We start from the raw sequence: 14,284 nt of genomic DNA, 5'->3' as shown, positions 1-14,284 counted from the left end.
AAATATGACAATTGGATGAAAGGCCAGCATGGAGTTTTACAAGATGATTCGCGCAGCCCCTATCGCGAGCAAGCTCGCTCCCACACAGATTTGCATTCACCGCAAAAAACCTGTGGGAGCGAGCCTGCTCGCGATGAGGCCGGAATGATCAATACAAAGACGTCGGCCTAGCGCCCTTTCTTCCAGAGATACCCCCCCACCACCATCCCGAGCCCACACAGCACCGCCACATAATAAGCCGGCCCCATAGGGTTTTCCTTGAGCAGCAGGCTGACGATCATCGGTGTCAGTCCACCGAAAATGGCGTAGGCCACGTTGTAGGAAAACGACAAGCCGCTGAAGCGCACCACGGGCGGGAAGGCCTTGACCATGACGTAGGGGACCGCGCCGATGGTGCCCACCAGCAGGCCGGTGATGGCGTACATCGGGAACAGCCAGTCGGGGTGCTCGGCGAGGCTGTGGTAGAAGGTCCAGGAGCTGACCAGCAACGCGGCACAGCCGAACACGAAGACCCGGCCCGCGCCGAAGCGGTCTGCCAGAGCGCCGGCCAGGATGCAGCCGATGCTCAGCAGCACGATCGCCACGCTATTGGATTGCAACGCGGTGGTCGGCGCGAAGTGGTAGACCGTTTGCAACACCGTCGGGGTCATCAGGATCAGCACGACGATGGCGGCGGACAGCAACCAGGTCAGCAGCATCGAAATGGCGATGGCGCCGCGATGATCTCGCAGCACCGCGCGCAACGGCACTTCCTCGGCCAGGGCCTTGCGCAGCTGCAGCTCGGCGAACACCGGGGTTTCATGGAGCCAGCGGCGCAGGTACACCGAAAACAGGCCGAATATGCCACCCAGCAGGAAGGGAATCCGCCAGGCGTAATCCGCCACTTCCACCGGTGTGTAGAGACTATTGATCGCGGTAGCCACCAGCGAACCCAGCAGGATCCCCGCCGTCAGGCCGGACGTGAGCGTGCCGCAGGCATAGCCGATATGGCGCGCAGGAACGTGCTCGGAAACGAATACCCAGGCCCCCGGCACTTCACCGCCAATGGCCGCGCCCTGGATCACCCGCATCAATAGCAGCAGGATTGGCGCCCACATGCCGATCTGCGCGTAGGTCGGCAGCAGGCCCATGATCAGGGTCGGCATAGCCATCATGAAGATGCTCAGGGTGAACATCTTCTTGCGCCCCAGCAGGTCGCCGAAGTGGGCCATGACGATCCCGCCCAGTGGCCGGGCCAGATAGCCGGCGGCAAAAATGCCGAAGGTCTGCATCATGCGCAGCCACTCGGGCATCTCGGCCGGGAAGAACAATTTGCCGACCACGGTGGCGAAGAACACGAAGATGATGAAATCGTAGAACTCCAACGCCCCCCCCAAGGCGGACAGCGACAGGGTCTTGTAATCGTTGCGGGTCAATGGACGTGCGGGTTGTGCGGGCGTCGCCGTGCTCGAAGGCGCAGTGGTCATGGCAAGGGCTTCTCTTATAGTCAATTCTGCCGCCCTGACGGTACGGGTTGGGGCCTGGGCAGGTTCGGCACCATAGCAAATTGTTCGAAAAAACACATAGAAGCGCGCAATTGAGAGTCGAAAACAGAACCGGGTGGTCGTCTCGACGCCTATCGCCCGATATACTCGCAACCTGCAACACTCTGTAAGGGGTTGCTGTGCGAAAACGTCGTTGGTGGCGTAGGACCAGACCGAGCCAGCCGGTTTCGCAGAGTATCCCTTTGGCACGCCTTTACGAAAAAGTGATGAACGTGGCCTCTTCGGGCTGAATCGTTTTTTACGAAGACGGCTATTCACCTGAAGCATCAGACAGCGTTACGGGTCAGAGGCACCCCCGGCATGATAGAGCTCGAACAGGAAGATCCAATTCCGCAAGGCGACCTGGCCCTGCAAATCACCGCGCTCCCGCGCGAGACCAACGGCTTTGGCGATATTTTCGGCGGCTGGCTGGTGTCCCAGATGGACCTGGCCGGCACCGCCATGGCCAGCAAGGTCGCGGGCGGCCGCGTGGCGACCGTGGCAATCGATCGCATGGCGTTCCTGGTGCCGGTGGCCGTGGGCGCGCAGTTGTCGTTCTATACCCAGGCACTGGAAATCGGCCGCAGCTCGATCCAGATGATGGTCGAGGTCTGGAGCGACGATCCGCTGTCCAGTGAGTGGCGCAAGGTGACCGAGGCGGTCTTTGTCTTCGTCGCCATCGACGGCAGTGGTCGCACCCGCTCGGTTCCGCCCCGCGCCCGTTAAACGCGGCGGCTTTTTTGCGGTCCATCGTAGCCCGTGTTCCAGAGCGAGATTTGCCACATGCCTACGCCCAACCTCGAAGCCGTCAAACTGGATGAACTGAACGCTTGGCGCATTCGCCACGGTCAGGCCGAGTTGCTGGTGGCCCAGCAAGGCGCGCATGTGCTCAGCTATCAAGTGGACGGCCAGCCGCCGCTGATCTGGCTCAACGACCAGGCGACGTTCAAGGCCGGCAAGAGCATCCGCGCCGGCGTGCCGGTGTGCTGGCCGTGGTTCGGCAACCTGACGCGCAACCCCGACAGCGTGCAGGCCATGCGCGTGAGCAACGACCCGGCCACGGCCCATGGCCTGGTGCGAGCGATGGATTGGGAATTGAAGGGCATCGAAACCGAGGGCGACAGCCTCAAGGTCGAATTCGTGCTGCCCTACCCCGAGAACGGCCTCTCGGGCTGGCCTCATCAGGTGGACCTGACGCTGACCCTCGTCCTGGACGAGCAGTTGCACATCAGCCTGACCAGCCACAACCGGGGCAGCGAAACCGTCTGCCTCAGCCAGGCACTGCACAGTTATTTCGCCGTGAGCGATGTGCGCAACGTGCACGTCGAAGGGCTCGATGGCTTGAGTTATATCGAAACCCTGGACGACTGGAAAACCGTCACCCAGGCCGGCGACCTGCACTTTGCCGGCGAGACCGACCGCATCTACCTCAACACCCCGCCGACACTGAGCATCGTCGATGCCCATTGGCAACGCCGGATCGAGCTGACCAGCCGTGGTTCACGCTCGGCGGTGATCTGGAACCCCTGGACCGAACGCGCCAAGGCCTTCAGCGACATGGCCGACGATGGCTGGCAGCGCATGCTGTGCATTGAGACGGCGAATGTGATGGATGACGTGGTGACGCTGGTGCCCGACGCCAGCCATACCCTCGGGGTGAGCATCGCTAGCAAGCCGCTCTAAGCCACACGGAAAAACCTGTGGGAGCGAGCCTGCTCGCGATGGCGGACTGTCAGCCAACATTATTGTGACTGATACACCGCCATCGCAAGCAAGCTCGGCTCCCACAGGATCCGGCGCTGCTCCTGAATATTGAGCGCGTCCAGAGGGGATTTGGCCGCTAGCCAGCAGTCATGGGAGTGTTGCGACCGGTGCTATAGCCCGAAAACCACTACCAGCCACCTGCGCGACGAGTAACAGTTCATCAACCACCACCCGCAGTTTTGGCTGAAGGTAACTGGTCTTCGTCCAGATGATGTGAATCGGCATTTCTCCGCCTGACAGCTCGCTGAGCACAGGAACCAGCGTACCTGCGCGTAGATGCTCTTCAGCCAACCACGTCGGAATCTGGACCAGGCCACCGCCGGCCAGAGCAGCGGCCAGTAGCGCCTCGCCATCCGCTATTTCGTGACGCACCGGGATGTCATAAAGCTCGCACTCTCCATTTTCGCTTCCGAGCAACCATGCATGACGCTGGCCCCGGCGCCAACTGATGATGCAATCATGTTGCTGAAGATCTTCCCTTGTCAGCGGCATCCCATGCTTGACGATATAGGATGGCGCACCACAAATGACCAGGCGCTGCTCGCCGAGCCTACGTGCGACCAGATCGGCATCCTCCTCAAGTGCACCGATACGCACCGCCAGGTCAATATCATCAGCCACCAGGTTGACCTTGCGCTCGCTGAAACTCACCGACAGGTCCAGTCGCTCGTGACGGGCGGCAAGCTCGATCAACACAGGCAGTACATAGCGGCGTCCGAATGCCACCGGCATGTCGATACGCACTCGACCGCTGGGGATCTGTTGCCCGGTCAGTAAATTGGTTTCGGCCTCTTCAAGAATGGCCAGCGCGTGCTGGCAACTGGCGAGATAGACATCCCCCTCATGGGTCAGGCTGACCTTGCGGGTGGTGCGGTGCAGCAGTTTGACCCCCAGCCGCGCTTCAAGCCGCATGACGCTCTTGCTCAAGGCTGACCCGGTCATTCCCAGCGCCAGCCCTGCGGAGGTGAAGCTGCCGGCCCGAGCGATGGCGACGAAATTCCTCACCTCGGTGAATGGAGGGTTGATCATGCCCAATTGATTCCTCACGGGACTTAAAGATTGAAATTCAGCCTACTTAATCAATTGACAGGAAGCAATTAGACTCGCCGGCAACATTCACTGCCCTCGCGGGTATATGAAGTTTTCGCAGGCTAAATACGCTTCACGAGAGACGAACTCCCATGACGAAATATAACTCCTCACTATTGTGGGCCTTGGCGCTCGCTGTCTTCGCTATCATCACTACCGAGCTCGGCATCATCGGTTTGCTTCTACAACTGGTCAGTCAACGCGGTTTCAGCGCTGCCGAAGTCGGACTGCTTGTCAGTGCCTACGCCATTGTCGTTGCAGTGACGGGCCCTTTCACAACCCTGCTGATGTCGAGGTGGAATAAAAAACATATCCTGCTCGGCATCATGCTGTTATTTGTCATCACCAACATCGTGAGCGCCTATGCGGACAATTACAGCACAATGATGTGGTTCCGCATCTTGCCGGCGCTGGTGCATGCGCCGTTCTTCGCCGTGACCCTGGTGGTGGCGGCCAATTCCGTTGCTCCCGAAAATCGTCCCGGGGCGACGGCCAAGGTTTTTGCCGGCGTCGCGGTTGGGCTGGTGCTTGGCGTGCCCTTGAGTGCATTCATCGCCGACCACTTTTCGCTGCCGGCGGCCTTTCTCTTCGGCGCCTGGGCCAGCGGCCTGGCATTTGTCGCCATTGGCTTCCTGATGCCTTCCATGCCCACTACCGGGAAAGTATCCCTGGGTAAGCAACTCGCCATTTTGCGCAGAGGTAAGTTGTGGTTGACGATTGCTACGGTGGTCTTTGTATTCGCCGCAATGTTTTCAGCCTATAGCTTTATTGCGGAATACCTGCGGGACATCAGCCACATGGATGGCAACTGGATCAGTGCCATGCTGATGTTGTTTGGTGTCTTCGGGATCATCGGTAACTTCATCTTCAGCAGACTGCTGCAGAAAAATATTGTCCGTACTGTCGTCTTCTATCCGCTGTTGTATATCGGCGTCTATCTGCTGGTATACGGATTGGGTTTCTCGTTGCCTTTGATGGTCGGCCTAGTCGTGTTGTGGGGGTTATTGCACTCCGCCGGTCTGGTGGTCAGCCAGACCTGGCTGATGCGTGAGGCACAGGACGCTCCCGAGTTCGCCAACAGCCTGTATATATCGTTCTCCAACCTGGGCATCACGCTGGGCACGATACTGGCAGGTTGGTTTATCACGCACCTGGGCACCCACAGCCTGATGTGGAGCAGCATCCTCTTCGCGGCACTGGCCCTACTGAGCATCCTGATAAAGATCGGCGTGGACCGATCGAGTACCAGATCGGTCGCCTGATCGCAGGGCACTGGGTCGAACAGATGTCCGGCGTTACAAATCCGCCTCCTTCACCACCCTCACCTTCTCCGCCTCCAGCGCATACGCCGCGCTGGCCAGGTCGTTGTCGACCTTTTCGATCTTCAGCGTGCCGATCACCCACAGCGGCGTGTAGATGTCGTCCAGCTTCAGGCCCTTGGGATAGCGCACCAGCACCAGTTGATTGGGCGGCGGTGGCGGGACGTGGATGCAGGCGCCGGGGTAAGGCACCAGGAAGAACAGCGTGCTGCGGCCCTTGGCGTCGGTTTCCAGGGGCACCGGGTAACCGCCGAGGCGAATGTGCTTGTCATTCATCGACGGCACGGTCTTGGTCGAGTACATCACCGCCGGCAAGCCTTTGCTCTGCTTCAGGCCACCCTTGTTGGTGAAGGTGCCGTTGGCTTCGGGGGAGTTGTGGTCGATGTCGGGCATGGCCTCGAGGGCCTTCTGGTCCGACTTGGGCATCAGTTCGAGCCAGTCGGTTTCCGGCAGTTCGGCAGCATGGGCCAGGCCACTGCCCAGCAAAAGAAGGGTCAACACTAGACGGCGCATGAACGGGCTCGGCAATGATTGAGAAGTGAAACGCCGGGCATTCTAGCCCTCTGCGCGCGCCGCGAGCAGAGGGCTTTGTCGCATTTGAATCAGTTTCTTTTGATCAGGCCGTAGATCACAAGCAGCACGATCGCGCCCACCAGGGCACCGAGGAAGCCGGCGCCTTCGCCAGCGTGGTAGATGCCCAGGGCCTGGCCGCCGTAGGTGGCCGCCAACGAACCGCCGATACCGAGCAGGATGGTCATGATCCAGCCCATGCTGTCATCGCCCGGTTTCAGGAAGCGCGCCAGCAGGCCGACGATCAAGCCGATAAAGATGGTTCCGATGATTCCCATGGCAATTCCCCTTTCAATTTAGATTCATGCCAAAGCCTAGCCAGACTTTGGCACCTTGCCATGAGAGAATCCGGCCGACGAATGGTTCCAACGATGTTTCAGATTATTGCTCGGCGATCAGCGCTTCGACCTTGATGATCTGCTGGGCCAGGGTGGCCCGGTCAGCGCAGCGCAGGTTGGCGTGGCCGACCTTGCGCCCGGCCTTGAACGCCTTGCCATAGTGGTGCAGATGGCAATCGGCAATCGCCAGGACTTTCTCGGTGTCCGGCACCTTGCCGATGAAGTTCAGCATCGCGCTTTCACCGACCTTGGCGGTCGACCCCAGCGGCAACCCGGCCACCGCCCGCAGGTGGTTTTCGAACTGGCTGCACTCGGCGCCTTCGGTGGTCCAGTGCCCGGAGTTGTGCACCCGCGGCGCGATTTCGTTGGCCTTGAGGCCACCGTCCACTTCAAAGAACTCGAACGCCATCACGCCGACGTAGTCGAGCTGCTTGAGCACGCGGCTGGAATAGTCTTCGGCCAGGGCTTGCAGCGGGTGGTCGGTGCTGGCGACGGACAGCTTGAGGATGCCGTCCTTGTGGGTGTTGTGCACCAGTGGGTAGAAGCGGATTTCACCATCGCGGGCCCGCACGGCGACCAGCGAGACTTCCCCGGTGAACGGCACGAAACCTTCCAGCAGGCAGGCCACGCTGCCCAGTTCGGCAAACGTGCCGACCACGTCTTCAGGCTTGCGCAGGACTTTCTGGCCCTTGCCGTCATAACCCAGGGTGCGGGTCTTGAGCACCGCCGGCAAGCCGATGGTGGCCACGGCGGCGTCCAGGTCGGCCTGGGACTGAATGTCGGCGAAGGCTGGCGTGGGGATGCCCAGGTCCTTGAACATGTTCTTCTCGAACCAACGGTCGCGGGCGATCCGCAGGGCTTCGGCGCTTGGGTAGACCGGGACGAACTGGGACAGGAAGGCGACGGTTTCGGCCGGGACGCTTTCGAATTCGAAGGTCACCAGGTCGACTTCATCGGCCAACTGGCGCAGGTGATCCTGATCGCCGTAGTCGGCCCGCAGGTGCTCGCCCAGTGCCGCGGCACAGGCGTCCGGCGCCGGGTCCAGGAAAGCGAAGTTCATCCCCAGCGGCGTACCCGCCAGGGCCAACATGCGGCCCAACTGGCCGCCACCGATTACACCGATCTTCATCTCAACAACCTCAGGCAATGCGTGGGTCTGGATTATCCAGGACGCTGTCTGTCTGCTCAGCACGGAATTTTTTCAGCACGGTATGAAACTGTGGGTGCTTGGCGCCCAGGATGCTCGCCGAGAGCAGGGCCGCGTTGATCGCACCGGCCTTGCCGATGGCCAGGGTCGCGACCGGAATGCCGGCCGGCATCTGCACGATCGACAGCAACGAGTCGACGCCCGAGAGCATCGACGACTGGACCGGCACGCCCAGCACCGGCAGGTGGGTCTTGGCCGCACACATGCCCGGCAGGTGGGCCGCGCCGCCGGCACCGGCGATGATCACCTCGATGCCACGGGCTTCGGCCTCTTCGGCGTACTGGAACAGCAGGTCCGGGGTGCGGTGGGCAGACACCACTTTCACCTCGTACGGAATGCCGAGCTTTTCCAGCATATCGGCGGTGTGGCTAAGGGTGGACCAGTCGGACTTGGAGCCCATGATCACGCCAACCAATGCACTCATCAATGTGCCTCTTCTGTCTGGGCGCCCGCAGACGCGTCAAAAAACAACAAGCCACGCGGGAAACCGGCGTGGCTTGTTGTACGAATTATGGCCAGTCTGGACCGGCCGAAGGCCGCGAAGTATACCGCAATGAAGCAGATAAACAGCCCCTGTCGCGACCATCCGTCTTTTGCGTTTAAACGGCGGTTTTATTGACCCGAAGGTCAGCGAAAGCACACCTCAATTCCCCTGTGGGAGCGAGCCTGCTCGCGATAGCGGTGGGTCAGTCTGCATCAATGTTGCTGACCCGACGCTATCGCGAGCAGGCTCGCTCCCACAGGGTTTGGCATTGCCTTCAAGAACCGGTGCCTCCCTGCGCTGCCCCACCCTCCAGCTTGCGCCACAACAACCGCACATTGGCCTTGCGCACCAGGGCGCAGCGGTACAGGCGGATCTCCAGCGGGACGTGCCACTGCGCCCCGCCGCAAATCACCAGTTCGCCCCGGGCCAGTTCGGCGCGCACGCTCAGGTGCGGCACCCAGGCGATACCGAGGCCTTCCAGGGCCATGCTTTTCAGGCTGTCGGCCATGGCTGTCTCGTAGACCGTGGTGAACCGCAGCGCCCGCTGGCGCAACAACTGGTTCACCGACCGCCCGAGAAACGCCCCGGCGCTATAGGCCAGCAACGGCACGCTGGCCTCGCCTTCGAGATCGAACAACGGGTTGCCGTCGGCATCGGCGGCACACACCGGCAGCATCTCGGTCTGGCCCAGGTGCAGCGACGGGAAAATCTCCGGGTCCATCTGCATGGCTGAATCGGGATCGTAGAAGGCCAGCATCAGGTCGCAACCCCCTTCACGCAGCGCATGAACGGCGTCACCGACGTTGGTCGCCACCAACCGCGTGGCGATGTTCATGCCGTCGTTGCGCAGTTGCGCGATCCAGCGCGGGAAAAAGCCCAGCGCCAGGGAGTGGGCAGCGGCCACCTGGATCACTTCGCCCTGCCCGCCTTCCAGGTGGTGCAGATGGCGCAGCACTTCGCCCAACTGCTCAACCACGGTGCGCGCCGTGACCAGGAACAATTGCCCCGCGGCCGTCAGTTCGATGGGTGTACGGGAGCGGTTCACCAAGGTCAACCCGAGCGCCGCTTCGAGGCTGCGAATCCGCCGGCTGAACGCCGGTTGCGTCACGAAGCGCCGCTCGGCCGCCTGGGAGAAACTGCGGGTCGCGGCCAAGGCGCTGAAGTCTTCCAGCCATTTGCTTTCAAGATTCATAACGTTCTCCCACACACGCACCAAAACAGGTCACACGTTCGCCGCGCCGTCGGCGTCACAGCCACATTATGCCGAATATGCATAGGGCAGTGCTTAACAGCATTGGCCCTAATTTTCATGGAAGCCTAGGATTCGAGGCGTTCCGGCTCTGACCGGGTCCTTATCGAGATGATTTCCATCATGTCCTCCGCTGCATCATTCCGCACAGAAAAAGACCTGCTTGGCGTACTTGAAGTACCGGCGCAAGCGTATTACGGCATCCAGACCCTGCGAGCGGTGAACAACTTCCGTCTCTCCGGCGTTCCGATCTCGCATTACCCCAAGCTGGTGGTCGGTCTGGCGATGGTCAAGCAGGCCGCCGCTGATGCCAACCGCGAGTTGGGCCAGCTCAGCGAAGCCAAGCACGCAGCGATCAGCGAAGCCTGTGCACGATTGATCCGCGGTGATTTCCACGAAGAATTCGTGGTGGACATGATCCAGGGCGGCGCCGGTACGTCGACCAACATGAACGCCAACGAAGTCATCGCCAACATCGCCCTGGAGGCCATGGGTCACCAGAAGGGCGAGTATCAGTACCTGCACCCGAACAACGACGTGAACATGGCGCAGTCCACCAACGACGCCTACCCGACCGCGATCCGCCTGGGTCTGCTGCTGGGCCACGACGCGTTGCTGGCCAGCCTCGACAGCCTGATCCAGGCGTTCGCGGCCAAGGGTGAAGAATTCAGCCACGTCCTGAAAATGGGCCGTACCCAGTTGCAGGACGCTGTGCCGATGACCCTCGGCCAGGAATTCCGCGCCTTCGCCACCACCCTGGGCGAAGACCTGGCGCGCCTGAAAACCCTGGCGCCGGAACTGCTCACCGAAGTGAACCTGGGCGGCACCGCCATCGGCACCGGCATCAACGCCGACCCGCGCTACCAGGCCCTGGCCGTGCAACGCCTGGCAACCATCAGCGGCCAGCCGCTGGTACCGGCTGCCGACCTGATCGAGGCCACGTCCGACATGGGCGCCTTCGTACTGTTCTCCGGCATGCTCAAGCGCACCGCGGTCAAGCTGTCGAAGATCTGCAACGACCTGCGCCTGCTGTCCAGCGGCCCGCGCACCGGCATCAACGAAATCAACCTGCCGGCTCGCCAGCCAGGCAGCTCGATCATGCCCGGCAAGGTCAACCCGGTGATCCCGGAAGCGGTCAACCAGGTGGCGTTCCAGATCATCGGCAACGACCTGGCCCTGACCATTGCGGCCGAAGGCGGCCAGCTGCAACTGAACGTGATGGAGCCGCTGATCGCCTTCAAGATCTTCGACTCGATCCGCCTGCTGCAACGGGCCATGGACATGCTGCGCGAGCACTGCATCGTCGGCATCACCGCCAACGAAGCGCGTTGCCGCGAACTGGTCGAGCACTCCATCGGCCTGGTCACTGCCCTGAACCCGTACATCGGCTATGAAAACGCCACCCGCATCGCCCGTGTTGCCCTGGAAAGTGGCCGCGGCGTGCTGGAACTGGTGCGCGAAGAAGGCTTGCTCGACGACGCCATGCTCGACGACATCCTGCGCCCGGAAAACATGATTGCTCCACGTCTGGTCCCGCTCAAAGCGTGATCGACGCTGCTATTGCTCACCAGGTCGAGGGACTAGACACCTCTCACCTTTTGAGGGCTTGGGGATTTTTTCCCCAAGCCCTTTTTTTTAACCAACAGGCACAAGGGATACAGAACCTGTGGGAGCGAGCCTGCTCGCGATGAACGATGACGCGCTGCCGTTTGAAAAAACCGTGTCGCCAGCCATCGCGAGCGGGCTCGCTCCCACAAGAACCTGACCGACCGGCCAGGTGCTGCAAAAGGTCCGTTTCGTCGGACGCACCACAACCGTGCAGACGGGCACCGCACTGATCGGTATAGTGCCGCCCCTCTTCGCGTGAGCGGTCGTCGGTAACGAGGCCAAACACATGCGAAAACCGAACTAATAACAAACCCGCGAAATGGACCGGGACGAAACATCGCCTCGCCTGTCGTGCCGCTTGCCGGCCGATGTAACGCGATGTTTCCAAATGGCCAGCATTTGCTTAAACAAAAAACAGCGAGGAATACTCATGCTCGAAGTCATCAACGACTTCCTCTCAGGGAAAGTACTGATCGTGCTCATTGTCGGGCTCGGCAGCTACTTCACGATCCGCTCGCGTTTCGTCCAGTTCCGCCATTTCTTCCACATGTTCGCGGTGTTCCGTGACAGCCTCAGAAGCAGCGCCGGCCAGCTCAGCTCGTTCCAGGCCCTGATGCTCAGCCTGGCCGGCCGCGTCGGCGCGGGTAACATTGCCGGCGTCGGCATCGCCGTGACCCTCGGTGGGCCCGGTGCGGTGTTCTGGATGTGGGTGACCGCGCTGGTCGGCATGTCCAGCAGCTTCTTCGAATGCTCCCTCGGCCAGCTCTACAAGCGCTGCGACTCCGAAGGCCAATACCGTGGCGGCCCGTCCTACTACATCCAGCACGGTCTGCAGAAGCGCTGGCTGGGCATGATCATGGCGTTCCTGCTGCTGATCACCTTCGGCTTCGCCTTCAACGGCCTGCAAGCCCACGCCGTGACCCACTCCCTGAACAACGCCTTCGGCCTCGACACCACCTACACCGGCCTGGGCCTGGCGGTGCTGCTGGGCCTGGTGTTCATCGGCGGGATCAAGCGCATCGCCAAGGTTGCCGACCTGCTGGTACCGGTCAAAACCCTGGTGTACATCGGCGTGACCATCTACGTGATCGTGCTGCAATTCGACCACGTACCGGCCATGCTCGCGACCATCGTCAAGAGCGCCTTCGGCCTCGACCAGGCCTTCGGCGGCCTGATCGGCAGCGCTATCGTCATGGGCGTCAAGCGCGGTGTGTTCGCCAACGAAGCCGGCCTGGGCAGTGCGCCTAACGTCGCCGCCGTTGCATCGGTCGAGCACCCGGTGGCACAGGGTGTGGTCCAGGCGTTCAGCGTGTTCCTCGACACCTTCGTGATCTGCACCTGCACCGCACTGCTGATCCTGTTGTCGGGTTTCTACACCCCGGGCTTCGAAGGCGACGGCATTGCCCTGACCCAGAACTCCCTGGCAGCCGTGGTCGGCGACTGGGGCCGGATGTTCATCTCCGTGGCCCTGGCGTTGTTCGTGTTCACCTCGATCCTCTACAACTACTACCTGGGTGAGAACAACCTGCGCTTCATGCTCGGTGAAAACCGCAAGGCACTGATCGCTTATCGCACGCTGGTGCTGGTCCTGATCTTCTGGGGCGCTATCGAAAACCTCAGCACCGTGTTTGCGTTTGCCGACATCACCATGACCCTGCTGGCGTTCGTCAACCTGATCGCGCTGTTCCTGCTGTTCAAGGTTGGCATGCGCATCCTGCGCGACTACGACGACCAGCGTTCGGCGGGCATCAAGGTCCCGGTCTTCGACTCCAGCAAGTTCCCGGACCTGGACCTGGACCGCAAAGCCTGGCCAGCCAACCCGTCGGTACCGGTCGCCAACTCGCAAAACGCCCCTGCAGGCGTGGCCGCAGCGCAACGCTGATCGGCAGGTTGATCGTTAACCACCGGGCGCATCCCCTGCGCCCGGCGTGACACAGCGTAAGGTCGGCGTCATGCTCGGCCTTATGTTGTGGCAGCCAGTTGAAGCTGCCGTTTCTTCCTCGGAGAACCCCCATGAATGCTTCGTCCTACCCTGCCGCCCAGCACGTCATGGTGCTCTACACCGGCGGCACCATCGGCATGCAGGCCAGCGCCAACGGCCTGGCCCCGGCATCCGGTTTTGAAGCGCGGATGCGCGATTACCTGCACAGCCAACCCGAACTTGCCGTCCCGCAATGGCGCTTTCGGGAAATGTCGCCGCTGATCGACAGCGCCAACATGACCCCGGCCTATTGGCAGCAACTGCGCGAAGCCGTGGTCGATGCGGTGGATGTGCAGGGTTGCGACAGCGTGCTGATCCTGCACGGCACCGACACCCTGGCCTACAGCGCGGCGGCGATGAGCTTCCAGCTGCTCGGCTTGCAGGCACGCGTCTGCTTTACCGGTTCGATGCTGCCCGCCGGCGTGACGGACAGCGACGCCTGGGAAAACCTCGGCGGCGCCCTGGTCGCCCTCGGCCAAGGCTTGGCCCCGGGCGTGCACCTGTACTTTCACGGTGAACTGCTGGCGCCGACCCGCTGCGCGAAAGTGCGCAGCTTCGGGCGTCACCCGTTCAAGCGCCTGGCGCGCCAGGGTGGCGGCCTCAAGGCGCCGTCCCTGCCGGCGCAATTGAACTACAACCAGCCCAAGCAGCTGGCGAACGTCGCGGCGCTGCCGCTGTTTCCGGGCATCAGCGCCGACCTCCTCGATGGCCTGCTGGGCAGTGGAGTCCAGGGCCTGGTGCTGGAGTGCTACGGCAGCGGCACCGGCCCGAGCGACAACCCGGCGTTTCTTGCCAGCCTCGAACGCGCCCGGGACAACGGCGTGGTGGTGGTAGCCGTGACCCAGTGCCATGAAGGCGGCGTCGAGCTGGACGTGTACGAGGCCGGCAGTCGGCTACGTGGCGTCGGCGTGCTCTCCGGTGGCGGCATGACCCGCGAGGCGGCGTTCGGCAAGTTGCAGGCGCTGATTGGCGCGGGGCTGCCAGTGGAGGAGATCCGGCGGATGGTGGAGCTGGATGTATGTGGTGAGCTGAGCTGACACCCTACACAACCTGTGGGAGCGAGCCTGCTCGCGATGGCTGACTTTCATTCGACATCTATGTTGAATTTTGCACCGCTATCGCGAGCAGGCTCGCTCCTATCAAACAAAACCT

Annotated in this window: 13 protein-coding genes; 6 read left to right on the top strand and 7 right to left on the bottom strand. The window is 61.7% G+C overall.

Annotated elements, in window-relative coordinates; translation table 11 throughout:
* Positions 1 to 167: 167 nt before the first annotated feature.
* Entirely contained in the window at positions 168 to 1,466 is a 1,299-nt protein-coding gene (locus J7E36_RS02575) for an MFS transporter (RefSeq protein WP_214999576.1), read from the bottom strand.
* Between the two features lie 378 nt (positions 1,467 to 1,844).
* Here J7E36_RS02575 and J7E36_RS02570 point away from each other — a divergent pair, with 378 nt between their 5' ends.
* Complete coding sequence (locus J7E36_RS02570) at positions 1,845 to 2,249, top strand: acyl-CoA thioesterase (protein WP_003177184.1); 405 nt, start codon at positions 1,845 to 1,847, stop codon at positions 2,247 to 2,249.
* Between the two features lie 57 nt (positions 2,250 to 2,306).
* Positions 2,307 to 3,206, top strand: coding sequence for a D-hexose-6-phosphate mutarotase (locus J7E36_RS02565; RefSeq protein ID WP_214999574.1), 900 nt, complete (start codon positions 2,307 to 2,309; stop codon positions 3,204 to 3,206).
* 168 nt (positions 3,207 to 3,374) lie between these two features.
* Here J7E36_RS02565 and J7E36_RS02560 read toward each other — a convergent pair whose 3' ends face one another.
* Positions 3,375 to 4,316: a LysR family transcriptional regulator gene (locus J7E36_RS02560; protein ID WP_214999572.1), complete on the bottom strand. Its 942-nt coding sequence runs from the start codon at positions 4,314 to 4,316 to the stop codon at positions 3,375 to 3,377.
* Positions 4,317 to 4,468: 152 nt separating this feature from the next.
* On the opposite strand from J7E36_RS02560, the gene J7E36_RS02555 reads away from it, so the two are divergent.
* Entirely contained in the window at positions 4,469 to 5,638 is a 1,170-nt protein-coding gene (locus J7E36_RS02555) for an MFS transporter (RefSeq protein WP_214999570.1), read from the top strand.
* Between the two features lie 33 nt (positions 5,639 to 5,671).
* Here J7E36_RS02555 and J7E36_RS02550 read toward each other — a convergent pair whose 3' ends face one another.
* The 5 genes from J7E36_RS02550 to J7E36_RS02530 form a co-directional block, all read right to left on the bottom strand.
* A complete protein-coding gene (locus J7E36_RS02550) occupies positions 5,672 to 6,208 on the bottom strand; it encodes a DUF3299 domain-containing protein (RefSeq protein ID WP_214999568.1) in 537 nt (178 codons plus the stop codon).
* A gap of 89 nt (positions 6,209 to 6,297) precedes the next feature.
* Positions 6,298 to 6,543: a GlsB/YeaQ/YmgE family stress response membrane protein gene (locus tag J7E36_RS02545; RefSeq protein ID WP_214999566.1), complete on the bottom strand. Its 246-nt coding sequence runs from the start codon at positions 6,541 to 6,543 to the stop codon at positions 6,298 to 6,300.
* A 103-nt stretch (positions 6,544 to 6,646) separates the two neighbouring features.
* Positions 6,647 to 7,732 carry a 5-(carboxyamino)imidazole ribonucleotide synthase gene (locus tag J7E36_RS02540; protein WP_214999564.1) on the bottom strand — a complete coding sequence of 362 codons (1,086 nt, stop codon included), beginning with the start codon at positions 7,730 to 7,732 and terminating at the stop codon, positions 6,647 to 6,649.
* Positions 7,733 to 7,742: 10 nt separating this feature from the next.
* On the bottom strand, positions 7,743 to 8,234 hold the full coding sequence (purE, locus tag J7E36_RS02535; RefSeq protein ID WP_003196369.1) for a 5-(carboxyamino)imidazole ribonucleotide mutase: 492 nt from the start codon (positions 8,232 to 8,234) through the stop codon (positions 7,743 to 7,745).
* Positions 8,235 to 8,568: 334 nt separating this feature from the next.
* On the bottom strand, positions 8,569 to 9,486 hold the full coding sequence (locus J7E36_RS02530; protein ID WP_214999561.1) for a LysR substrate-binding domain-containing protein: 918 nt from the start codon (positions 9,484 to 9,486) through the stop codon (positions 8,569 to 8,571).
* A gap of 180 nt (positions 9,487 to 9,666) precedes the next feature.
* Here J7E36_RS02530 and aspA point away from each other — a divergent pair, with 180 nt between their 5' ends.
* From aspA to J7E36_RS02515, 3 genes are all read left to right on the top strand, one after another.
* Entirely contained in the window at positions 9,667 to 11,091 is a 1,425-nt protein-coding gene (gene aspA / locus J7E36_RS02525) for an aspartate ammonia-lyase (RefSeq protein ID WP_214999559.1), read from the top strand.
* A gap of 490 nt (positions 11,092 to 11,581) precedes the next feature.
* Entirely contained in the window at positions 11,582 to 13,033 is a 1,452-nt protein-coding gene (locus J7E36_RS02520; RefSeq protein WP_214999557.1) for an alanine/glycine:cation symporter family protein, read from the top strand.
* A gap of 131 nt (positions 13,034 to 13,164) precedes the next feature.
* Positions 13,165 to 14,169, top strand: coding sequence for an asparaginase (locus tag J7E36_RS02515; RefSeq protein ID WP_214999555.1), 1,005 nt, complete (start codon positions 13,165 to 13,167; stop codon positions 14,167 to 14,169).
* Positions 14,170 to 14,284 lie beyond the last annotated feature (115 nt).

The organism is Pseudomonas fluorescens (assembly GCF_018614775.1).
GTDB classification, from domain to species: Bacteria; Pseudomonadota; Gammaproteobacteria; order Pseudomonadales; family Pseudomonadaceae; genus Aquipseudomonas; species Aquipseudomonas fluorescens_BY.
Note: the sequence above shows the minus strand (reverse complement) of the source record. Positions and strands in the feature narration are given on the sequence as shown.